General features: G+C 70.3%; 20 protein-coding genes and 1 riboswitch. Of the genes, 6 read left to right on the top strand and 14 right to left on the bottom strand.

Annotation, left to right across the window (positions count from 1 at the left end; genetic code table 11):
- Positions 1-122: 122 nt before the first annotated feature.
- From ACIPK4_RS10635 to ACIPK4_RS10625, 3 genes are all read right to left on the bottom strand, one after another.
- On the bottom strand, positions 123-1,163 hold the full coding sequence (locus ACIPK4_RS10635; protein ID WP_402310985.1) for an NlpC/P60 family protein: 1,041 nt from the start codon (positions 1,161-1,163) through the stop codon (positions 123-125).
- Positions 1,164-1,423: 260 nt separating this feature from the next.
- Entirely contained in the window at positions 1,424-2,788 is a 1,365-nt protein-coding gene (locus ACIPK4_RS10630; RefSeq protein WP_054225611.1) for an NYN domain-containing protein, read from the bottom strand.
- Between the two features lie 39 nt (positions 2,789-2,827).
- On the bottom strand, positions 2,828-3,067 hold the full coding sequence (locus ACIPK4_RS10625; RefSeq protein ID WP_008738811.1) for a hypothetical protein: 240 nt from the start codon (positions 3,065-3,067) through the stop codon (positions 2,828-2,830).
- A 127-nt stretch (positions 3,068-3,194) separates the two neighbouring features.
- Between ACIPK4_RS10625 and ACIPK4_RS10620 the strand changes: the two genes are divergently transcribed.
- On the top strand, positions 3,195-3,917 hold the full coding sequence (locus ACIPK4_RS10620; RefSeq protein WP_402310981.1) for a rhomboid family intramembrane serine protease: 723 nt from the start codon (positions 3,195-3,197) through the stop codon (positions 3,915-3,917).
- On the top strand, positions 3,914-4,195 hold the full coding sequence (locus tag ACIPK4_RS10615) for an Lrp/AsnC family transcriptional regulator (RefSeq protein WP_008738815.1): 282 nt from the start codon (positions 3,914-3,916) through the stop codon (positions 4,193-4,195). The genes ACIPK4_RS10620 and ACIPK4_RS10615 overlap by 4 nt, the downstream gene beginning before the upstream one ends.
- Before the next feature lie 312 nt (positions 4,196-4,507).
- Here ACIPK4_RS10615 and ACIPK4_RS10610 read toward each other — a convergent pair whose 3' ends face one another.
- The 6 genes from ACIPK4_RS10610 to ACIPK4_RS10585 form a co-directional block, all read right to left on the bottom strand.
- The gene (locus ACIPK4_RS10610) at positions 4,508-5,971 is read right to left on the bottom strand and encodes an aminotransferase class V-fold PLP-dependent enzyme (RefSeq protein ID WP_402310978.1); all 1,464 of its coding nucleotides are present in this window, start codon (positions 5,969-5,971) and stop codon (positions 4,508-4,510) included.
- Between the two features lie 231 nt (positions 5,972-6,202).
- Positions 6,203-6,319: riboswitch (SAM riboswitch) on the bottom strand.
- Positions 6,320-6,405: 86 nt separating this feature from the next.
- Complete coding sequence (trpD, locus tag ACIPK4_RS10605; protein ID WP_054225612.1) at positions 6,406-7,470, bottom strand: anthranilate phosphoribosyltransferase; 1,065 nt, start codon at positions 7,468-7,470, stop codon at positions 6,406-6,408.
- Between the two features lie 166 nt (positions 7,471-7,636).
- Positions 7,637-9,262 carry a ubiquinol-cytochrome c reductase cytochrome b subunit gene (locus tag ACIPK4_RS10600; RefSeq protein ID WP_054225613.1) on the bottom strand — a complete coding sequence of 542 codons (1,626 nt, stop codon included), beginning with the start codon at positions 9,260-9,262 and terminating at the stop codon, positions 7,637-7,639.
- Entirely contained in the window at positions 9,259-10,317 is a 1,059-nt protein-coding gene (locus tag ACIPK4_RS10595; RefSeq protein ID WP_054225614.1) for a ubiquinol-cytochrome c reductase iron-sulfur subunit, read from the bottom strand. The genes ACIPK4_RS10600 and ACIPK4_RS10595 overlap by 4 nt, the downstream gene beginning before the upstream one ends.
- Complete coding sequence (locus ACIPK4_RS10590; protein WP_054225615.1) at positions 10,314-11,123, bottom strand: c-type cytochrome; 810 nt, start codon at positions 11,121-11,123, stop codon at positions 10,314-10,316. The genes ACIPK4_RS10595 and ACIPK4_RS10590 overlap by 4 nt, the downstream gene beginning before the upstream one ends.
- A 77-nt stretch (positions 11,124-11,200) precedes the next feature.
- Positions 11,201-11,821, bottom strand: coding sequence for a heme-copper oxidase subunit III (locus ACIPK4_RS10585; protein ID WP_054225616.1), 621 nt, complete (start codon positions 11,819-11,821; stop codon positions 11,201-11,203).
- Positions 11,822-12,019: 198 nt separating this feature from the next.
- Between ACIPK4_RS10585 and ACIPK4_RS10580 the strand changes: the two genes are divergently transcribed.
- The gene (locus tag ACIPK4_RS10580) at positions 12,020-12,424 is read left to right on the top strand and encodes a response regulator transcription factor (protein ID WP_054225617.1); all 405 of its coding nucleotides are present in this window, start codon (positions 12,020-12,022) and stop codon (positions 12,422-12,424) included.
- A gap of 76 nt (positions 12,425-12,500) precedes the next feature.
- On the opposite strand, the gene ACIPK4_RS10575 is transcribed toward ACIPK4_RS10580, so the two are convergent.
- The 4 genes from ACIPK4_RS10575 to coxB all read right to left on the bottom strand — a co-directional run bounded on the left by ACIPK4_RS10575 (position 12,501) and on the right by coxB (position 16,962).
- On the bottom strand, positions 12,501-13,748 hold the full coding sequence (locus tag ACIPK4_RS10575) for an Ig-like domain-containing protein (protein ID WP_402310972.1): 1,248 nt from the start codon (positions 13,746-13,748) through the stop codon (positions 12,501-12,503).
- A 117-nt stretch (positions 13,749-13,865) separates the two neighbouring features.
- Positions 13,866-14,264: a cytochrome c oxidase subunit 4 gene (locus ACIPK4_RS10570; RefSeq protein WP_030291781.1), complete on the bottom strand. Its 399-nt coding sequence runs from the start codon at positions 14,262-14,264 to the stop codon at positions 13,866-13,868.
- Entirely contained in the window at positions 14,261-15,991 is a 1,731-nt protein-coding gene (ctaD, locus tag ACIPK4_RS10565) for a cytochrome c oxidase subunit I (protein ID WP_402310969.1), read from the bottom strand. Before ctaD ends, ACIPK4_RS10570 begins: the two co-directional genes overlap by 4 nt.
- Positions 15,988-16,962, bottom strand: coding sequence for a cytochrome c oxidase subunit II (gene coxB, locus ACIPK4_RS10560; RefSeq protein ID WP_054225620.1), 975 nt, complete (start codon positions 16,960-16,962; stop codon positions 15,988-15,990). Before coxB ends, ctaD begins: the two co-directional genes overlap by 4 nt.
- Positions 16,963-17,245: 283 nt before the next feature.
- Here coxB and ACIPK4_RS10555 point away from each other — a divergent pair, with 283 nt between their 5' ends.
- A complete protein-coding gene (locus tag ACIPK4_RS10555) occupies positions 17,246-18,625 on the top strand; it encodes a cysteine desulfurase/sulfurtransferase TusA family protein (RefSeq protein WP_402310966.1) in 1,380 nt (459 codons plus the stop codon).
- A gap of 73 nt (positions 18,626-18,698) precedes the next feature.
- On the opposite strand, the gene ACIPK4_RS10550 is transcribed toward ACIPK4_RS10555, so the two are convergent.
- Positions 18,699-19,676: a carbohydrate kinase family protein gene (locus ACIPK4_RS10550; RefSeq protein ID WP_054225622.1), complete on the bottom strand. Its 978-nt coding sequence runs from the start codon at positions 19,674-19,676 to the stop codon at positions 18,699-18,701.
- A 133-nt stretch (positions 19,677-19,809) separates the two neighbouring features.
- On the opposite strand from ACIPK4_RS10550, the gene ACIPK4_RS10545 reads away from it, so the two are divergent.
- Both ACIPK4_RS10545 and ACIPK4_RS10540 read left to right on the top strand, forming a co-directional pair.
- Positions 19,810-20,034, top strand: a complete 225-nt coding sequence (locus tag ACIPK4_RS10545; protein WP_402310964.1) for a hypothetical protein — start codon at positions 19,810-19,812, stop codon at positions 20,032-20,034.
- A 131-nt stretch (positions 20,035-20,165) separates the two neighbouring features.
- The gene (locus tag ACIPK4_RS10540) at positions 20,166-21,650 is read left to right on the top strand and encodes a hypothetical protein (RefSeq protein ID WP_402310961.1); all 1,485 of its coding nucleotides are present in this window, start codon (positions 20,166-20,168) and stop codon (positions 21,648-21,650) included.
- Positions 21,651-21,698 lie beyond the last annotated feature (48 nt).

The following is a 21,698-nucleotide window of genomic DNA, read 5'->3' as shown; positions in this document are numbered from 1 at the left end:
CGTGCACGCCGACGCCCCGCCGGAGACGCAGGTCACCGGCGGGGCGTGTGGTCACAGCGGGGCCGCGGAATTCGCCCGGATGGGCGGTGTGCGGCGCGTCTCCCCGGGCCGGGGAGAACGGGTCAGCCGACGCGGACGCCGAACTGGAAGGGCATGTTCTTCATGGCCTCGTAGCGGACGCCGCCGGTCGGGTTGGAGGCGTGGAAGACCTGGCCGTTGCCCGCGTAGAGGCCCACGTGGTGCAGGTCGCTGTAGAAGAAGACCAGGTCTCCGGGCTGGAGTTCGCTCATGCCGATGCGCGTGCCGTCGTTGGCCTGCGTGTAGGTGGTGCGGCTGATGTCGACGCCGGCCTGGCCGTAGGCCCACTGGGTCAGGCCCGAGCAGTCCCACGAGTCGGGACCCGTGTCGCCCATGTGGTAGCGGTCGCCCTTCTGGGTGATCGCCGCGGCGAGGGCCGCGCCGGCCCGGCCCGAGCCCTTCACCGCACCCCCCTTGGCACCCCCGCCGGCGGCGTCCGCGGCGGCCTGACCGTCCTTGGCCGCGTCGCTCTTGAGCTGGCTGCGCTCGTCCGCGGTCAGGGTGTTGAGGAGGGCCTGGGCGTCGGCGAGCTTGGCCTGGGCGGCCGACTTCTTCTCGGCGAGTTCCTTGCGGACGGCTTCGAGGTCGGCGAGCTTGCCGGTGGCCTCCTGGCGCTGCTGCGCGAGGCTGCGCTGCTTGGCCTGGATCTTCGATATCGCCTCGACCTGCTTGCCGCTCAACTGCTGGAGCGTGGAGGCCTTGTCGAGGTAGCCGTCCGGGTCGTCGGACAGCAGGAGCAGCACGGACTGGTCGAGGCCGCCGCCGCGGTACTGGGCGGTGGCCATCGAACCGAGCGTGTTGCGCAGGCTGTTGAGCTCGTCCTGGCCGCGCGCGACCCGGTCCTGGAGCTGGGAGATCTCCTTCTCCAGCTGGTCCTGGCGCTCCTTGGCCCCGTTGAACTTCTCGGTGGCCTGCTCGGACTCCTCGTAGAGGGCGTCGACCTTGCTCTTGACCTCGTCCTTGCTCGGCTTGTCCGGGGCGGCCATGGCCGACTGGGAGGAGAGGGCGACGGCCGCGGTGGCGAGGGCGGTGAGCACGCTCACGCGGGTGCGGGTCGGCGGCTTGGGTCGACGGTGGGACGCCACGAACGCGAGCTCCTTCATTCCTGGAGCCGCCGAAGACGGTCGCAAGGCTCGGCAGCGCGCCTCCGCCGTCACCCCGAATGAGTGACTTACCGCACGAAGGTTTGAGGTGACCTTAGTGACCTTGCTGTGATCAGTTCAAATCCTGCCGGGAAAAAAGTGGCCCCCCGACCAGGTTCTTTACCAACAGCCCACGCTCCGTGCAGGGCACTTGACGGTACGTTCCCCAACCGCCCCACCAAATCGGGCATACCGCCGAGGAGTTACGAAACGCGCGAAAGCCGCTTCAGCAACAAGGCGGACGCAACCGGCCGGGCGCCGGCCTTCGCCACACCGTCGGCCACCTCGCGGTCGGTGGACACCACGACCACGGGCCGGCCGGGCGGTTCCGCGCGCACCAGCTGGCGGATGAGCTCGTCCGCCGTCACCCCCGGCTTGGAGAACAGCACCCGCACCCCGCGCGGCGGCGCGAGCAGCACCGGGGCCGCCAGTTCCGCACCGTCGAAGACGCAGGTCATCTCCGCGCCGGTCTGCGCGGCCAGCATCGACAGCCCGCCCAGCAGCCGCAGCCGCTGCTTCTCCAGCGGCATCGTCGGATAGCCGGTCTTCGTCACGTTGTAGCCGTCGACGACCAGATGGGCCTGGGGCAGCGCCAACAACTGGTCCAGCAGCGCCGGATCGGTCTCCGACAGCGCCCGCGCCGCGATGTCCTTCGGTGTCATCCGGCCCGGCTCCACCGCGTCCACGGTGTCGGCCGGCCGCGTCGACACCGGCGGCAGCGCCAGCTCGCGGCGCAGCCCCTGGGCCGCGTCCAGCACGGTGTCGAGCAGCAGCCGCAGCCGCATGTCCTCGACGCTGCGGCCCTCGCGGGTGGCCCGGCGGGAGGTCTCCAGCGCCGCCTCCACCTCGGCGAGGCGGGACTTCAGGCGCCGGCTCTCGCTCTCGGCGGCCGCCACCTGCGCGGCCGCCTCGCCGCGGATCCCGTCGATCTCGGCGGTGACCTTGCGCAGGGCCGCCTCCCCGCGCTTCACGTCGCTCTGGGCACTGCGCAGCTTGCGCTGAAGCGATTCCGCTTCCCTGCGCGCCGCGTCCAGCTCGGCCCGCACCTGCTCTCCACCGAGCCGCTGTACGTCCCGGGCGTGCGCCAGTTCCTCGCGGAGCCGGTCCAGTTCGCGCCGGGTCTCCTCGCCGACCCGCTCGGCGTCGGCGCGCTGCGCCTCCTCGCCCGCGGCGGCCACCAGCTTCACCCAGCCGACCGGCCGCAGCACGTACGCGGCGGCCGCCACGTCCAGCGGGTCCGCGGCGGCCGGCGGTGCGCCGGACTCCAGCGCACCGGCCAGTTCGGCCTGGGCCTCGCGCAGCTTCTCGGCGACGCGGCCGCGGAACACGGCGTCCGTCTCCACGGCGGCGGCCATCGCGTTGCCCGCGAACTTGGCGCGCCGGGTCGGGGTGAACCGGGCGTACTGGCGCAGCTGTGCCGGGAGGTCCGCGACCGTCAGGCCGCCGAAGGCGTCCGAGACGAGCGCGACGACCCGGCGCCGCACGCCTTCCGGCAGCGGGCGGTCGAGCACCTCGGCGGCGTCGCCGGCCGCACCGGCCGGCTCAGCGCCGCTTGCTGGCTCCACAATCCGTCACCCCTACCGTGATCTACTGTGGGCCCGGCTCCTTCAGGAGTCCGCGCCCGGCCTGTCCACGAGCTCGATCTGGTCCACCGCGTTGCACCAGCGGCAGCGGACCGACTCGATGGTCTCATTGACCACCTCGCGCTCCTCGACCTTGGGCTCCCCGGCGAGATCCAGGTGGACGTACTCGACGACCTTCGACGAACGAGTGACGTCGAAACGCGTGAGGTTGCCGCACAGCGTGCAGCGCCACCGGGTGGTGTCGGTCGGCAGGGGAACCGTCATCAGGCCGCTCTCTCCTTCGTAGTGCTTTCAATTAAAGCCGCCGTCCGCGTCAATCGGCGGACCGCAGCACGTAACCCTACGGCCTGCCGGTGCCCGGGGCGGGTCCGCTTGGGTCATGCTCGATCGCATGATCGTAAGGTGGCAGGCCCTCCGGGAGGCCGCGCGGGGCCCGGTGGTCGTCCACGCACTGATCGCCGGCTGCTGCGCGGTGTTCCTGCTCGGCCCGGCTTCGGGGCTGAATCCCTCGTACGGGACGGGCCAAGGGTTACTGGAGACGGGGACCGCGTACTTCCGGCGCTGGGGCGTGGTCCCGGACGAACTGTTCGGCGGCTCCGCGCGGGCCCTGCTGACTCCGCTCACCGCGCTGTTCGTGCACGGCAGCTGGCTCCACCTGCTCGGCAACATGCTCTTCCTCTACGTCTTCGGCGTGATGACGCAGGAGCGGATGGGGCGGCCGGAGTTCCTGGCCTTCTACATCTGTACGGGTTACCTGGCGCTGGCGGCGTACGCGGCGGCCAACGCCGCCTCGGCCCAGACCCTGGTCGGCGCGTCGGGCGCGATCTCGGCGGTCCTGGGCGCGTTCCTGTGCCTGTTCCCCCGGGCGAGGGTGACGAGCCTGTTCCCGTTCCTCTTCTTCCTGCCGCTGCGGTTCCCCGCGTGGATCGTGCTGATGTTCTGGTTCGGCCTGCAGTGGCTGGCGGCGCACCGCGCGGGGAGCGGTCCGGGGGTGGCGTACCTGGCCCACGTCGTGGGCTTCTCGCTGGGCTTCGTCTACGCGTGGGTGCGCTATCGGCGTACGACTAGAGTGAGGCGACCAGCGACGGCCACCGAGGGAGACAGCCAGCCGTGATCACCGCGATCGTGCTCATCAAGACCAGCGTGGACCGCATCCCCGAGATCGCCGAGTCCATCGCCGCGCTGGACAGTGTCAGCGAGGTCTACTCCGTCACCGGGACGTACGACCTGATCGCCCTGGTCCGCGTGGCCCGCCACGAGAACCTGGCGGACATCATCCCGGGCCGCATCAGCAAGATCCCGGGCGTGGAGGCGACGGACACCCACGTGGCGTTCCGCACCTACTCCCAGCACGACCTGGAAGCGGCCTTCGCCATCGGCCTGGACGCGTAGCGCGTAGCCCGACACTCCGGGCCGGGTCACGGTCCCGGAAGACTCCCGCCGGGCGGCGCCACCCGGCCGTCGGCCGGCCGGAAGACGCAGCCGCGCAGGTATCCGGCGAGGCCACCGCCGATGCGGGCGACGTATGCGCGGACCCCGGCGCCCGCCCCCGCCCGTCACCCCGCTCCGAAACCCGCCACTTCCGGCCCAGGGCCACTCCGGTCGCGCCGCACCGGGCCGCGCCCCGGCCCCACCGGGCAGCGGCCTGCCCACGCTCGCGCGGACGGCCGGTACCGGGCCCCGCACGTCATGGTCGGCAGCGTGTCACACCGCCGGGACGCAGCGGCCCTCTTCGGTGCGGTACTGCCACTTGGCGCCGTCCGCGACGAGCTCCTTGACGGCCCGCACGAACCGCTCCACGTGCTCGTCGGGGGTACCGGCGCCGAAGCTGACACGGATGGCGTTGAGGGTGGGGGTCCCCCCGGACGAAGTCTGGGCGAGCTCGCCCGGGCCGGCCTCCGGGGCTCCGCACTCGCCCTGGGCCTGCGGCTCGCTGCCGAGCAGGGTGCGGACCAGCGGGTGGGCGCAGAACAGGCCGTCGCGGACGCCGATCCCGTACTCCGCCGACAGCGCGGCAGCGAAGTGCGAGCTGTTCCAGCCGCCCACGACGAAGGAGATGACGCCGACGCGCGGGGCGTCGTCGCCGAAGAGGGAGAGCACGCGCACGGCGGGGACCTCGGCCAGGCCTTCGCGGACCTTCGCGATGAGGTGCCGCTCGCGGGCGACGAGGTCCTCGAAGCCGGCCTCGGTCAGGGCCCTGCAGGCCGAGGCGATGGAGTAGACGCCGATGACGTTCGGGGAGCCGGCCTCGTGGCGGGCGGCCGTCGTGTGCCACTCGACGTCGACGCCGCCGTCCTCGCGACGGGCGACCTTGCGGGAGGCGCCGCCGCCGGCCAGGTACGGCTGCGCCTGCTGGAGCCAGTCCGCGCGGCCGGCCAGCACGCCCGAGCCGAACGGCGCGTACAGCTTGTGCCCGGAGAAGGCCACCCAGTCCACGTCCAGCTCCTGTACGGAGACGGGGTGGTGCGGGGCCAGCTGGGCGGCGTCCAGGACGATCCGCGCGCCGTGGGCGTGCGCGGCCGCGGCGAGCTCCTTCACCGGCCACAGTTCACCGGTGACGTTGGACGCGCCGGTGACGCAGACCAGGGCCGGGCCCTGGGGGCCTCCCCTGCCCGAGCGAGGCAGGGAGCCCGGGGAAGGCTCGCGGTCGGCGAGCGCGCGCTCCAGGATTTCGACGGCCTGGTCCGGGGTCCGCGGGGCGTCGAGGTAGGTGACCTGGGCGTTCGTCCACGGCAGCAGCGAGGCGTGGTGCTCGGTCTCGAAGACGAACACCTCGCAGTCCGCGGGGAGTGCGGCGGCGAGCAGGTTCAGCGAGTCGGTGGTGGAGCGGGTGAAGACCACCTGGTCGGCGGGCCGGCAGTCGAGGAACTCGGCGACGGTGGCCCGGCTCTGCTCGAAGAGGTCAGTGGAGAGCTGGGAGAGGTACCCGGCCCCGCGGTGGACGCTGCCGTAGTAGGGGGCGTACGCGGCGACGTCGTCCCAGACCCGCTGGAGGGCGGGGGCGCTGGCCGCGTAGTCCAGGGCCGCGTACGTGACCTCGCCGCCGGTGACGAGGGGGACGGTCACGTCCCGGCCGAGGACCGGCAGCGGCCGGGCACAGGCGGGGCCGGCGGTGGGGGGCACGGCGGAGGCGGTGGTGGCGACGACGGTGTTCGGGTACGTGGACATGGCGGTATCTCCCGGCAGGACAGGCTGAATGGCTTCGGAGGGCCCGTACGTGGGTGCACGGATGCACGGCGCGCGGGTACGCGGATGCACGTGTGCCAGTGGTACGGGAGTTGCCTCGACGCGCGGACGACTCGGGGCCGCACGGAGGGTGAAGAAGGGGCGGAGTCGCCCTATCGCATTCGCTTGCTCACGGAAAAGCTCCTCGGGAGACCAGGACCCCTGGTGTCGAGGGATCCGCGCTTGCCGTAGGCCTTTGTGGCTACGACCTGGTCATCACCCGGGGCACCCCGCCACGGAAGGAGGGTTGCCGGACAGCAAGCCGGGGCCGAAACGCTGTCACTCGTGACCTGGTCAGCATCCTGCCACAAGATCCCCGGCGCACAAGGCCCCGGTCCGCATGCTGGACCGGGGTCATGGGCGCCGTAGCCGGGGGCCTATGCGTTGCTGGCTGCCACCCAGCGGTCCAGGGCCGCCTTCGCCGCCCCCGAGTCGATGGACTCGGCCGCGCGGGTGATCGCCGCGCGGATCTCGTCCTCCAGGGAGCCCGTGCCCGGGTCCAGCGCCACCAGGGCCGCCGCCGAGTTCAGCAGGACCGCGTCGCGGACCGGGCCGGTCTCGCCGGCCAGCAGGCGGCGGGCGACGTCCGCGTTGTACGAGGCGTCCGCGCCGCGCAGCGCCGAGACGTCGACCAGCGGGATGCCCACGTCACGCGGGTCGAACGGCTGCTCGTCCACCCGGCCGTCGCGGACCCACCACACCCGGGAGGTGGCCGTGGTCGTCAGTTCGTCCAGGCCGTCGTCGCCGCGGAACACCAGCGCCGAGGAGCCGCGCTCCGCCAGCACGCCCGCCACGATGGGCGCCACCCGCGGGTCCGCCACGCCCGTGGCCTGCGCCCGCACCCGCGCCGGGTTGGTCAGCGGGCCGAGGAAGTTGAAGGTGGTCCGGATGCCCAGCTCCTTGCGGGCCGCGGCCACGTGCCGCAGCGCCGGGTGGAACTTCACCGCGAAGCAGAAGGTGATGCCGGCCTGCTCCGCGACCTCGACCACCCGCGCCGGGGTGAGGTCCAGGTTGACGCCGAGCTTCTCCAGCACGTCCGAGGACCCGCTCGCGGAGGACGCGGCGCGGTTGCCGTGCTTGACCACCTTGGCGCCCGTACCGGCCACCACGATCGACGACATCGTCGAGATGTTCACCGTTTTGGCCCCGTCGCCGCCGGTGCCGACGATGTCCACCGTCCGGCCCGGCACCTCGATCAGGTTGGCGTGCCCGTACATGGACCGGACGAGGCCGTTGATCTCCGCGACGGTCTCCCCCTTGGCCCGCAGTGCCACCGCGAAACCGGCGATCTGGGCGTCGGTGGCCTCGCCGCGCATGATCCGGTCCATGGCCCAGGCCGTTTCCTCGGCGCGCAGGTCCTGACCGGTCAGCAGGGCGTCGAGGAGACCCGGCCAGCTGCCGGCCGCCACGCTGTCGCCGCCTGCCGGGGTCGCAACGTTCATGGTCCGCTCCTGCTGTCCGTCGGCCACCCGGTCCCGGGGCCCACTCGAATGGGAAGGAGATCAGCCTATCCAGCCCCGGGGACGGCAAAGAGCCCCGTCCAGACACTGGACGGGGCTCTCGCCGTGGCGACACCGGGACTGACCTGAATCAGCCCCTCAGGTGGGATCAGTGGTGGCCGTGGCCGCTCTGGATCTCCTTGTACTCCTCCACCGTGGGCTTCGGAATCTGGTTGTTCTCGGCGTAGAAGCCCTTGCTGAGCTTCGCGCGGAGCTTCTCCATGCGGCCGACCTTGCGCTCGACGCCGTTCTCGTCGACCGTCGGGCCGATCTCGACCGGCTTGTACTGCTCGTGCGCGGTGAGCGTGTGCAGCTTGCCCTGCGAGAGCGGCTCGTGGACCTCGACGAACTCACCGTGCGGCAGGCGCTTGATGATGCCGGTCTCGCGACCGTGCAGCACCTTGTCGTGGTCCCGGCGCTGGAGGCCGAGGCAGATGCGCTTGGTGGCGATGAACGCGAGGACCGGGACGACGAAGAAGCCGATCCGGACGAACCAGGTGATGTTGTTGATCGAGAGGTGGAAGTACTGCGCGAACATGTCGTTTCCACCGCCGATCAGCAGCACGATGTACTCCGCGATCCAGGCGACACCGAAGGCCGTACGGGTCGGGACGTTGCGCGGGCGGTCCAGGATGTGGTGCTCGCGCTTGTCCCCGGTGACCCAGGACTCGATGAACGGCCAGGCGGCGATCGAGCCCAGCACCAGCGGGAAGAGCAGCAGCGGGACGAACACGCCCAGGACGAGCGTGTGGCCCCACAGGTTGATCTCCCAGCCGGGCATGGCACGGATCAGGCCTTCCGGCATACCCATGTACCAGTCGGGCTGCGCACCGGTGGACACGTGGTCCGGGCGGTACGGGCCGAGCGCCCAGATCGGGTTGATCGAGGCGATCGCCGCGATGGCCGCGATGACACCGAAGACCAGGAAGAAGAAGCCTCCGGCCTTGGCCATGTAGACCGGCAGCAGCGGCATGCCGACGACGTTGTTGTTCGTCTTGCCGGGACCCGCGAACTGGGTGTGCTTGTGGTAGAAGACCAGGATCAGGTGGGCCACCAGCAGGCCCATCATGATGCCGGGCAGCAGCAGGATGTGGATCGAGTAGAACCGGGCGACGAAGTCGCCGCCGGGGAACTCGCCGCCGAAGAGGAAGAACGAGATGTACGTGCCGACGATCGGCACGGACAGGATCGCGCCCTCCATGAAGCGGACACCGGTACCCGAGAGCAGGTCGTCCGGCAGGGAGTAACCGGTGAAGCCGGTGAACATGCCGAGGACCAGCAGCAGGAAGCCGAAGATCCAGTTGACCTCGCGCGGCTTGCGGAACGCGCCGGTGAAGAAGACGCGCATCATGTGCACGACCATGCCGGCGACGAAGATCAGCGCCGACCAGTGGTGGATCTGCCGGATGAGCAGACCGCCGCGGACGTCGAAGCTGATGTCCAGCGTCGAGGCGAAGGCCTCGGACATCTGGACGCCCTGCATCGGCACGTACGAGCCGTGGTACACGACCTCGTTCATGCTCGGGTGGAAGAACAGCGTCAGGTACACACCCGTGAGGATGATGATGATGAAGCTGTAGAGGCAGATCTCACCCAGCATGAAGGACCAGTGGTCCGGGAAGATCTTGCGCATGTTGGACTTGGCCAGGCTGTAGATGCCCAGGCGGCCGTCCGCCCAGTCGGCTACCCGCTCGCCGGCCGGCGCTTTGCGCTTCGAATCGGTGGCAGTGCTCATCCGCGCTCCCAGAATGCAGGACCGACGGGCTCTTCGAAGTCGCCGAGCGCTTCAAGGAAGCCTTCGCCGTTCACGCCGATCCGCAGCTGCGGAAGCGCGTGGCCGGCCGGGCCGAAGATGACACGGGCGCCGTCGGAGAGGTCGAAGGTGGACTGGTGGCACGGGCAGAGCACGTGGTGCGTCTGCTGCTCGTACAGGCTGATCGGGCAGCCGACGTGGGTGCAGATCTTCGAGTAGGCCACGATGCCCTCGTGGGACCACTCCAGCTCCTGCTTGTCCTTGATGTCCTCCGGCTTGATCCGGACGATCATCAGGGCAGCCTTGGCGATCTGCGTCTGGAAGTCGTGCTGCTCCTCCTCCAGGCCCTCGGGCCGGGCGAAGGTCAGCGAACCGACCTGGACGTCCTCGGGACGCAGCGGCTCGTTCGTGTTGTCGTTGATGAGCAGCTTGCCCTTGGCCCACACGGTCTTGCGCAGCTTGTCCTCGGGCAGCGGGCCCAGGTCGCGCATGATCATGACGGCGGACAGCGGCAGCATGGCCAGCGCGCCCAGCATCGTGTTGCGGATCAGCGGACGACGGGCGATGCCGGACTCGTTGGCACCGTCGGCGAAGTCCGACAGGACCTTCGCCTTGACCTCCGGCGACGCCGCGATCTCGTGGCGCTCGTCGGCGACCTCGACGTCGGACATCAGGGTGCGGGCCCAGTGGACCGCGCCCGCGCCGATGCAGAAGAGCGCGGCGCCCAGGGTCAGACCGAGGGCGAAGTTGAGCGCGCTCACCTTCCCGATCGGGAAGATGTAGACGATCTTGTCGACCGGAATGATGACGTACGAGGCGATGAAGCCGATCGTGGCCAGCATCGACAGCGTGAACAGCATCGCCACGGTGCGCTCGGAGCGCTTCGCGGCCCGCTCGTCGATGTCCTGGATACGGGGCTTGTGGACCGGCAGGCCCGGGTCGGCGAACGGATCGTCCGCGACTGCTACGCCACCGTGGTGCGCGTCGCCCTGCTCGCTCGGCAGGTGCTTCTCTTCGGGAATGTCTTGGCTACTCATGACTTCTTGGCCTTAGCGGTGTGGGCCGCGACCCAGACGGCGACAGCGATCAGCGCACCCAGGCCGAAGATCCAGCCGAACAGACCTTCGGAGACGGGGCCGAGGCCACCGAGCTTCAGGCCGCCAGGGCTGACCGACTTCTCGCCGTTCACGTGCTGGAGGTACGCGATGATGTCCTTCTTCTCCTTCGTCGGCATGGTGCTGTCCGGGAAGGAGGGCATGTTCTGCGGGCCGGTGAGCATGGCCTCGTAGATGTGCTTCGGCTCGACGCCCTCGAGGTTGGGGGCGTACTTGCCGTTCGTCAGTGCGCCGCCTTCGCCGGTGAAGTTGTGGCACTGCGCGCAGTTGTTGCGGAACAGCTCACCACCCTTGGCGATGTCGGCACCCGCCGGGTCGTACTGCTTCTCGGTCGGCGTGATCGGGCCGGCGCCGAGGGAGGCGATGTACGCGGCCAGCTGGTCGATCTGGGCCTGGTCGTAGACGACCGGCTTCTTCGGCACCTGCGCGCCGGGCTGCTGGGCGGGCATGCGGCCCGTGCTCACCTGGAAGTCGACGGCCGCGGAGCCGACGCCGACCAGACTGGGGCCGTCAGTGGAACCCTGACCGCTGGCTCCGTGGCAGCTTGCGCAGCTCACGGCGTAGAGCTTCTTGCCCTCGTCGATGGCGAGGGACTGGGCGGTTTCATCGGCCTGCGCCTTGCCCGCGGGGGCGAAGGCGGCGTACAGCCCCCCAGTGGCCGCCAGCGCGAGGAGTAGAACGACGACCGCCGCCAGCGGATGGCGTCGTCGTGCGGAGAGCTTTTTCACGGATTACCCCGGTGTCAGGATCTTCTGCGTCGGTGTGTCTGGATGGAGTGCCGGGTCTGGGCCCGGTGACGTGTTCGCTACTTGATCAGGTAGATCGTCGCGAAGAGGCCGATCCAGACGACGTCGACGAAGTGCCAGTAGTAGGACACGACGATGGCCGACGTGGCCTGTTCGTGGGTGAACCTCTTGGCCGCGTACGTCCGGCCGAGGACCAGCAGGAAGGCGATGAGACCGCCCGTCACGTGCAGACCGTGGAAGCCGGTGGTCAGGTAGAACACCGAGCCGTACGGACCTGACTTGAGAGACATGCCCTCGTGCTTGACCAGCTCGGTGTACTCGAACACCTGGCCGCCAATGAAGATCGCACCCATGACGAAAGTGATCATGAACCACGTCCGGAGCTTCTTCACGTCACCGCGCTCTGCGGCGAATACGCCGAGCTGGCAGGTGAGGGAGGAAAGCACCAGGATCGTCGTGTTCGTCGCCGAGAAGGGCAGATTCAAGGCCGAAGCCTGCTCTGACCAGTACTCGGCGCCTGTCACGGATCGCAGGGTGAAGTACATCGCGAAGAGGGCCGCGAAGAACATCAGCTCGGAACTCAACCAGATGATGGTTCCGACGCTGACGAGGTTCGGCCGGTTGACCGTCGGGTGCGCGTGCCCGGTATCTACTGTCGTTGCTGTCGCCACGACCGACATTATGTCGGTCGCTTATCCCGCCCTCACCCCGGGGGGTGCCGTTCGGAGTGTCAGGGGCGTGTGCAAGGCCCGAACGGCCCATCAGATCGGCCCGGTACGCACACCGGCGGGGCTGTTCGAACCGATGTTGACATCGGGTCGGACGGAGTAGCATCCCGCGCAACATCAACGTGATTCACGGCACCGTGGAGGAACGAAATGCGGTCGACTGCACGGGTTCTGGTCTACAGCGACGACGCGAGCACCCGGGAGCAGGTGCGACTGGCGGCCGGGCGCAGGCCGGCCGCGGACCTGCCGCCGGTCGAGTTCGTGGAATGCGCCACGCTCCCGGCCGTCCTGAGCGAGCTGGACGCGGGCGGGATCGACGTGTGCGTGCTGGACGGCGAGGCGGTCCCGGCGGGCGGCATGGGCGTGTGCCGGCAGATCAAGGACGAGATCTTCCGGTGCCCGCCGGTGCTGCTGCTGATGGGGCGTCCGCAGGACGCCTGGCTGGCCACCTGGAGCCGCGCGGACGCGGCGGTGACCCTTCCGGTCGATCCCGTGGAGTTCGCGGACGCCCTGGCGGCCCTGCTGCGTTCGCGGTTGTCCCACAACGCCGCCTGACCCGCGCCGGCTCCGCCGTCCCCGTGCGGGGTCGGCGGAGCCGGCGCGGCGTGCGGCGCGGGCCCTGCGGGGATGCTCAGACGGTGGGCCGCAGGCGGGTCCGGTCGACCGGGCTGCGGCCTTCCGTGGTGCCCTTCAGGAGGGCGCTGCCGTCGCGCCATTCCTTCCAGTCCAGGTTCCAGTCGCCGAAGCCGTTGCCGAAGGGCTCCATCTCGTCGCCGATGCTGTTGATCACCTTGACGATGTCGCCCTCGGTGATGTTCTCGTAGAACCAGGCGGCGTTGCCCGTGCTCATACCGGTGCAGCCGTGGCTGACGTTCTCGGAACCCTGCGATTCGACGGACCACGGCGCGGCGTGGACGTATTCACCACTCCAGGTGACGCGGGTCGCGTAGTAGACGGGCAGGTTGTAGTACTCGCTGCCGCCGATGCCCACGGTGTCGCCGCGCATCTGGACGAAGTACTGCTTGCCGAGCACCACCTTGATCCCGTTGCGGGTGGAGAAGCCGGGCTTTCCGGTGGTCACCGGAATGGTGTTGATCACTTCTCCGTTGCGCTCGAACGTGAGGTAGTGGGAGGACGCGTCGGTGGTGACCTCGACGCGGTCCCCGATCTCCAGCGTCAGCGACTTGCTGGCGGCCCCGCGGAGGTTGTCGGAGATCTTGATGCCCTCCAGGTTGCTCCGTACGGAGACGGTGGAGTGCGCGGGCCAGTACTCCTTCGGGCGGTAGTGCAGGTGCTTGTCGTCCACCCAGTGCCAGGCGCCCTCGACGCCCGAGGGCGCGTCGACGACCAGGCCCCGCTCGACGAGGGCGCGGGCCGCCTTGTCCTGGATGGGCTCGTTGAGTTCGGCCGTGATCGGCTGCCCGACGCCGTACTTGCCCTCGTCCGGCCCGAATTCGACCTTGAGGACCTCATGGGCCGGGGTGGTCTTGAACGTCAGCCTGCGCTGCCCCGGGGCGCCGCGCTCGTCCTCGGTCTCCACCAGGACCGTGTACTGGGTGCCGGCGGCCATCGGGGCGGTGCTGTGCCAGCGGTCGCCCTTGGCGCTCAGCTCGCCCGCGAGGCGGCGCCCTTGGGTGTCCACGGCGGTGACGTCGGTGATCCGGCTGCCGCCGGTCCCCTTGGCGGTGATCTCCAGCGGCCGCTCGGGGTCGACCGGCCGGCCGCCCGGGGGCTGGTTGAAGACGACCTGCTCGCCCGCGTCGTACGGGCGGGCTGACAGCGGGTTCTCTCCGGGCCCGCAGCCGGTGGCGCCTGCCCCGAGGGACGCCACCAGCACGGAGCAGCCGACTACCGTCCAAAGACGCGGTGAGTGCTTCATGGAGCCAACGCTATGAAGATATGACCATTACTGCGCGCGGGGTGACTGCAAACGAGGGGCCCGGACTCCTCCGTCGGAGGTGTCCGGGCCCCTGGTCACTGCTGCGCGACTGCGGTCCTACTGGTTCTGGTTCTCACCGCGGTAGTACTCGTACACCCAGCCCCACAGGCCGATCACGATGATCGGGGCCGAGAAGTACATGAGCCACCATCCGAAGATGACGCCCATGAACGCGAGCGCACCGCCGATGCCCAGCGAGAGCGGCTGCCAGCTGTGCGGGGAGAAGAACCCCAGCTCGCCCGCCTCGTCGGCGACGTCGGCCTCCAGGTTGTCCTGGGCCATCTCGTCCACGCGCTTGGCCGTGAAGGCCAGGTAGTAGCCGATCATGACGCTCAGGCCGAAGGCCAGGAAGAGCGCGGTGGTTCCGACGGGCTCCTTCGACCACACGCCGTACACGACGGCCATGATCAGGATGAAGAAGGAGAGCCAGAGGAACATCTTGCCCTGGATCTTCACTTGCCGGCCTCCTTGCCACCCGCGACGGCCTTGGGGGCCACGCCGTGGTCCTCAAGGTGGTCGAGGGCCGCGATCTCAGGGTGGTGCAGGTCGAACGCCGGGGACTCGGAGCGGATCCGCGGCAGGGTGAGGAAGTTGTGCCGCGGCGGCGGGCAGGACGTCGCCCATTCGAGCGAACGGCCGTAGCCCCACGGGTCGTCGACCTCGATCTTCTTGCCGTACTTCGCCGTCTTCCAGACGTTGTACATGAACGGCAGCATCGACATGCCCAGCAGGAACGAGCTGATCGTCGAGATCGTGTTCAGGGCGGTGAACCCGTCGGCCGCGAGGTAGTCCGCGTAACGACGCGGCATGCCCTCGGCACCCAGCCAGTGCTGCACCAGGAACGTGCCGTGGAAGCCGATGAACAGCGTCCAGAAGGTGATCTTGCCCAGGCGCTCGTCCAGCATCTTGCCCGTGAACTTCGGCCACCAGAAGTGGAAGCCGGCGAACATCGCGAACACCACGGTGCCGAAGACGACGTAGTGGAAGTGCGCGACGACGAAGTACGAGTCGGAGACGTGGAAGTCCATCGGGGGCGAGGCCAGGATGACGCCGGTCAGACCACCGAAGGTGAAGGTGACCAGGAAGCCGATCGTCCAGAGCATCGGGGTCTCGAAGGACAGCGAGCCCTTCCACATGGTGCCGATCCAGTTGAAGAACTTCACACCGGTCGGTACCGCGATCAGGAAGGTCATGAAGGAGAAGAACGGCAGCAGCACACCGCCGGTGACGTACATGTGGTGGGCCCACACGGTCACGGAGAGGCCGGCGATCGCGATCGTCGCGGCGATCAGGCCGATGTAACCGAACATCGGCTTGCGCGAGAAGACCGGAATGATCTCGGAGACGATTCCGAAGAACGGTAGCGCGATGATGTACACCTCTGGGTGTCCGAAGAACCAGAAGAGGTGTTGCCACAGCAACGCGCCGCCGTTGGACGCGTCGAACACGTGCGCACCGAACTTGCGGTCGGCCTCCAGCGCGAAGAGCGCGGCGGCCAGCACCGGGAAGGCGAGCAGGACCAGGACACCGGTCAGCAGCACGTTCCAGGTGAAGATCGGCATGCGGAACATCGTCATGCCGGGAGCGCGCATGCAGATGATGGTGGTGATGAAGTTGACCGAACCGAGGATCGTGCCGAAGCCGGAGAAGGCCAGACCCATGATCCACATGTCGGCGCCGATGCCCGGCGAACGGACCGCGTCCGACAGCGGGGAGTAGGCGAACCAGCCGAAGTCGGCGGCGCCGTTCGGCGTCACGAAGCCGGCCACCGCGATGGTCGAGCCGAAAAGGTACAGCCAGTACGCGAACATGTTCAGCCGCGGGAACGCCACGTCGGGCGCGCCGATCTGCAGCGGCATGATCCAGTTCGCGAAGCCCGCGAAGAGCGGGGTGGCGAACATCAGCAGCATGATCGTGCCATGCATGGTGAACGCCTGGTTGAACTGCTCGTTCGACATGATCTGCGTGCCCGGACGAGCCAGCTCGGCGCGCATGAGGAGCGCCAGCAGACCGCCGATGAGGAAGAACACGAACGACGTGACCAGGTACATCGTGCCGATGGTCTTGTGGTCGGTAGTGGTCATCCACTTCACGACGACACTGCCCGGCCGCTTGCGCCGCACCGGAAGCTCGTTTTCATACGAGTCGGCGGCGGCACCCTGAGATTCGTTGAGGATGCTCACAGTTTGTTCGTCTCCGCATTCCGGGCCGGGTCAGTCTGCTTGATGCCGGCCGGGAGGAAGCCGGTCTGCCCCTTCTCGGCCAGTTCCTTGAGGTGCGCCCGGTAGGCCTCGGGCGAGACGACCTTGACGTTGAACAGCATCCGGGAGTGGTCGACGCCGCAGAGCTCGGCGCACTTGCCCACGAAGACGCCCTCCTGGGACGGGGTGACCTCGAAGACGTTGGTGTGGCCCGGGATGACGTCCTGCTTGAACAGGAAGGGGACCACCCAGAAGGAGTGGATGACGTCGTTCGACGACAGGATGAAGCGGACCTTCTCGCCCTTGGGCAGCCAGAGGGTCGGCCCGGGGTTCCCGGTCTGGGGGTTCCGGTCGCTCGGGACGCCCTTCTCGTAGACGCCCTCGGCGCCCGCGGGGAAGTCCTTGGTGAAGCGGTCCGGAATGTTGGCGAGCTCCTTGGGAACCTCGCCGGCCTTCGGGGTCGCCGCATCGCCGTCGACGTTCTCGACGTAGTTGAAGCCCCAGCTCCACTGGAAGCCGATCACGTTGATCGTGTGCGCCGGCTTCGGGGTGAGGGCGAGCAGCTTCGACTCGTCACGCGCGGTGAAGTAGAAGAGCACCGAGACGATGATGAGCGGGACCACGGTGTACAGCGCCTCGATGGGCATGTTGTACCGGGTCTGCGGGGGGACCTCCACCTTCGTCCGGCTGCGCCGGTGGAAGATGACGCTCCAGATGATCAGGCCCCAGACCAGGATGCCCGTGATGAGGGCAGCTGCCCACGACCCCTGCCACAGGGACAGGATGCGAGGCGCCTCCTCCGTGACCGGATAGGGCATTCCGAGCCGGGGGAAGTCTTGCCAGTTGTACGAGCAACCAGTGGCGGTCGCCAGGACCGCGCCCGCAGTCAGCGCCTGCAGCAGCTTCCGCCGCATCGGGCGCCGCGGCGAGCGGTCGGAGCCGTAGGGACTCACGTAGCGCCTTCCCGAGAGTCTCGGCCCGCGCGGCCGGCCGCGGCCGTATTCGGGTCGGTCGCCGGCCCTGACGCAGGCAGGGGTTTGGATGTTTATGCGGACCAAACCCTACTGGACGCTATTTGGGGTCGCGCGGGGAGGGTGCCCAACGCGCCGCTACTGCCCCCGAAGGGATGGATCCGCCGTACGGGGGACGGCCCAACCCCCCCTGAATGGAGCCCTCCGGAGGGCATCTGACGGCCCCTGACCTCGAACGTCCCCGGCCGCCGGTTAGCGTGGCCGGATGCCGTACTTCGACACCGCGTCCGCCGCCCCCCTGCACCCCGTGGCCCGGCAGGCGTTGCAGGCGTCCCTGGACGAGGGCTGGGCGGACCCCGCCCGGCTCTACCGGGAGGGCCGGCGCGCCCGACTGCTGCTCGACGCGGCCCGGGAGGCCGCCGCGGAAGCCGTCGGCTGCCGGCCCGACGAGCTCGTGTTCACTCCTTCGGGGACGCACGCGGTTCACACGGGCATCGCGGGGGTGCTCGCGGGACGCCGACGCGTCGGCGGTCATCTGGTCGTATCGGCGGTCGAACACAGTTCCGTCCTCCACGCGGGGGCGGCGCACGAAGCCGCCGGAGGGACGGTGACCCAGGTCCCCGTGGACCGCACGGGCGCGGTCTCCCCCGCCGGGTACGCCTCCGCGGTGGACGACTCGACGGCCCTGGCCTGCCTCCAGTCGGCCAACCACGAGGTGGGCACGGTGCAGCCGGTGGCGGAGGTCGCCGAGGTCTGCGCGGCGGCGGGGGTCCCGCTCCTGGTGGACGCGGCCCAGTCACTGGGCTGGGGCCCCGTGGAGGGCGGCTGGTCGGTGCTCACCGCGAGCGCGCACAAGTGGGGCGGCCCGGCTGGGGTCGGGCTCCTCGCGGTCCGCAAGGGAGTCCGGTTCTCGCCCCAAGGACCCGCCGACGAACGGGAGTCGGGCCGCTCCCCCGGCTTCACCAACCTCCCGGCCGTCGTGGCGGCCGCGGCGTCCCTGCGGGCCGTACGGGCCGAGGCCGACGCGGAGGCGGCCCGGCTGCGGATCCTCGTGGACCGCCTGCGGCGGCGCGTGGCCCGCCTGGTGCCGGACGTGGAGGTGGTCGGGGACCCGGAGCGGCGGCTGCCGCACCTGGTCACGTTCTCCTGCCTGTACGTCGACGGCGAGACGCTGCTGCACGAGCTGGACCGGGCGGGCTACTCCGTCTCGTCCGGCTCCTCCTGTACGAGTTCCACGCTGACCCCGAGTCATGTGCTCCGGGCGATGGGCGTGCTGTCGGAGGGCAACGTACGGGTCTCCCTGCCGCGGGGGACGACGGCGGAGGAGGTGAACGGCTTCCTGGAGGTCCTGCCCGGGGTGGTGGCGGGCGTCCGGGCCACGCTCGGCGTGGGCGAACCGGAGGCCGTGGAGCCGGTGTCGGACGCGCTGGAGATCGACGCCCTGGGGCTGCGCTGCCCGCAGCCGGTGATCGAGCTGGCCCGGGTCATCTCGTCGGTCGCGGTCGGCGGCACGGTGACCGTCCTGTCGGACGACGAGGTGGCCCGGCTGGACATCCCGGCCTGGTGCGCGATGCGCGGCCACGCCTACCTGGGCGAGTCACCCCGCACGGCGGGCGTGGCCTACACGGTCCGCCGGCAGGTCTGACGCCGGCAGGTCTGACGCCCGGCGGGGCCGGTGTCCGGCCCCGCCGGCGTCCGGGACGCGCGGCCGCGGCCGGCTACGCGGCCAGGTGGGAGCGGACCTCGGAGGCGGCGTCTTCGCCGTAGGCCTTCGTGAAGCGCTCCATGAAGTGGGCGCGGGCCAGGGTGTACTCCTGGGTGCCCAGCGTCTCGATCACCAGCGTGGCCAGCATGCAGCCGACCTGCGCCGCCCGCTCCAGGCCGACGCCCCAGCCCAGACCGGTCAGGAACCCGGCGCGGAACGCGTCGCCGACGCCCGTCGGGTCCACCTTCGACGTCTCCTCGGGGCAGCCGACGACGATCGGCTCCTGGCCGGCCCGGTCGATGCGCACGCCGCGCGAGCCCAGCGTCGTCACCCGGGTGCCGACCTTGGCGAGGATCTCCTCGTCGGACCAGCCGGACTTCGTCTCGATGAGGCCCTTCTCGTACTCGTTGGAGAAGAGGTACGTCGCACCCTCCATCAGGGTGCGGATGTTCTCGCCGTCCATCCGGGCGATCTGCTGCGAGAAGTCCGCCGCGAACGGGATCCCCCGGGTCCGGCACTCCTCGGTGTGGCGCAGCATCGCCTCGGGGTCGTCGGCGCCGATGAGGACGAGGTCGAGCCCGCCCACCCGGTCCGCGACCGCCTTCAGCTCGATCTGGCGGGCTTCGCTCATCGCGCCCGTGTAGAAGGAGCCGATCTGGTTGTGGTCCGCGTCCGTGGTGCACACGAAGCGCGCGGTGTGCAGCACCTCGGAGATCCGCACGGAGGCGGTGTCGACGCCGTGCCGGTCCAGCCACGCCCGGTACTCGTCGAAGTCGTAGCCGGCCGCGCCGACCAGGATCGGGCGGGTGCCGAGCTGGCCCATGCCGAAGCAGATGTTCGGGCCGACGCCGCCCCGCCGTACGTCGAGGTTGTCGACGAGGAAGGAGAGGGAGACCGTGTGCAGCTGGTCCGCGACCAGCTGGTCGGCGAAGCGGCCGGGGAAGGTCATGAGGTGGTCGGTGGCGATGGAGCCGGTGACTGCGATGCGCACGGCGTGGATGCTCCTGCGGAGGACGGCGAGGGGGACAGTCAAAACTACCCGGTCGCGGCCCGGCAGCCGAACGCACGAAACTACCCCGTAGTAGGTCTTTCTCCGCCCGCGGCGCCGTGCCTACCGTGCCTCCATGACCTACACCGATGGTTTCGGGTACGCCGGCACGGCCGGGAACGCCGCCGACACGCGGCCCGCTTTCGCCCGGCTGCTGGGTGACTGCGCCAGGATGGCACCGCACTGGGCGGTCCCGGCGGATCCCCGGCCGGACCGGGTGGCCCCTTCCCAGATCCACGGGATCAGGGTCCCGGCGGCTTCGGCCCGGCTGATCGCCTCCACGGCGGAGTACGGCGACTGAGTCGTCCTTTCGGGGACCTTCCGGGAGCTTTCGGAACCTTTCCGGAGCCTCTTGCGGAGCCGGGGAACCGGTTCGCCGTCTGTTCCGTCACAGCCGCATCAGTCAGTGCGGCGAGGGCGAAGGAGCCAGCGGTGACCAGCGAACAACCCGACACATCACGCGCCACACGGCGGCGGCCGGCCTGGGCCATCGGCTCGATCGCGGCCGCCGTCCTGCTCGCGGGCGGCGGTACGGCGTACTGGGCGTCGACGGCCTACGGCGACGGCGGGCGGGCCGGCGGTAGGGGTGACAGTGCGGCCTCGGCGCCCCGCGTCGCGCCGGGTACCCCGGGACCGGGCATCGCCCCCGGGGAGCCGGATCCGCACGGCAGCGGGGTGACGTACCGGGCCGACGTGGCGCTGCCCGAGGCCCCGGCGACCGCGCCGGCCTTCGCCGCGACGGGCGAGGTCACCTCGGAGGAGGTGGCCCGGCTCGCGACGGCCCTCGGCATCCCCGGCACCCCGCGGCTCACGGGCGAGGTCTGGCAGGCCGGGGAGAGCGCCGACGGCAGCGGGCCCCGGCTCACGGTGAACCGCACGGCCCCGGGGACCTGGAACTTCTCGCGTTTCGCGGGGACGGGCGGCGCCGGGGACGACTGCAAGCGCGGCAAGGACACCTGCGGCCCCGCCACCCTGCCCGAGGGCGCACGGAACGCCCCTGGGGCGGACGCGGCGGCGGACGCGGCGGCGGGCGCCGCCGCGGATGGCAAGGGCGGGACCCCGGTGAGCGAGGAGGCCGCCAAGGCCGCCGCCGCCCCGGTGCTGGCGGCCCTCGGCCAGGGCGGCGCCAAGCTGGACGCCCGGCTCACGCAGGGCGGCGTACGCGTGGTGAACGCCGACCCGGTGATCGACGGGTTCCCCACGCAGGGCTGGGCCACGAAGGTCAGCGTGGGGGCGGACGCCCAGGTGGTGGCCGGCAGCGGCGAGCTGAAGGCGCCCGTCCGCGCGGCGGAGCGGCCGGTGGTCGGGGCCGTCGAGGCGCTGGCGCGGCTGAACCGCTCCTCGGCCGGGTCCGGCGGTACGGATCCCGGGCCCAGCGGCTGCGCGACCTCCGTCCCGCTGACGCCGGACACCCCGGTCGGCCCGTCGGACACGCTGCCCTGCAACCCGGAGCCGCGTCCGATGAAGCCGCCGAAGACCGAGACCGTGAAGGGGGCGGTGCTGGGGCTGGCGCCCGGGACCGTGGACGGGACGCGCGGCCTGGTGCCGGCCTGGCTGTTCGAGGTGGCGGGCGGCAACGGCGCCCCCGGGCGCACGGTGGTCCAGCCGGCCGGCGAGGACGCCACCGGGGCTCCGCAGGCCCCCAAGGGCGGGAAGACCGTGCCCGGGTTCTCGTACAGGGAGGACGACCGGAAGCTGACCGTCAACTTCTGGGGCGGGGTGTGCAGCACCTACGCCCTGGAGGCGCGCGAGGAGGCCGGGTCGGTGTCGGTGAGGATCACCGAGACCCCGAACGAGCCGGGCCGGTCCTGCATCATGCTCGCCAAGGACATGACGGTGTCGACGACCCTCGGAAAGCCCCTCGGCGAGCGCAAGGTGATCGACGCGACCACGGGCAAGCCGCTCCCCCGGCAGTAGCCCCGGCGCACACGAAAGGCCCCCGGCACCTCTCGGTGCCGGGGGCCT

Origin of the sequence: Streptomyces sp. NPDC086989 (assembly GCF_044745505.1) — a bacterium.
In the GTDB taxonomy this organism is placed as follows: Bacteria; Actinomycetota; Actinomycetes; order Streptomycetales; family Streptomycetaceae; genus Streptomyces.
Note: the sequence above shows the minus strand (reverse complement) of the source record. Positions and strands in the feature narration are given on the sequence as shown.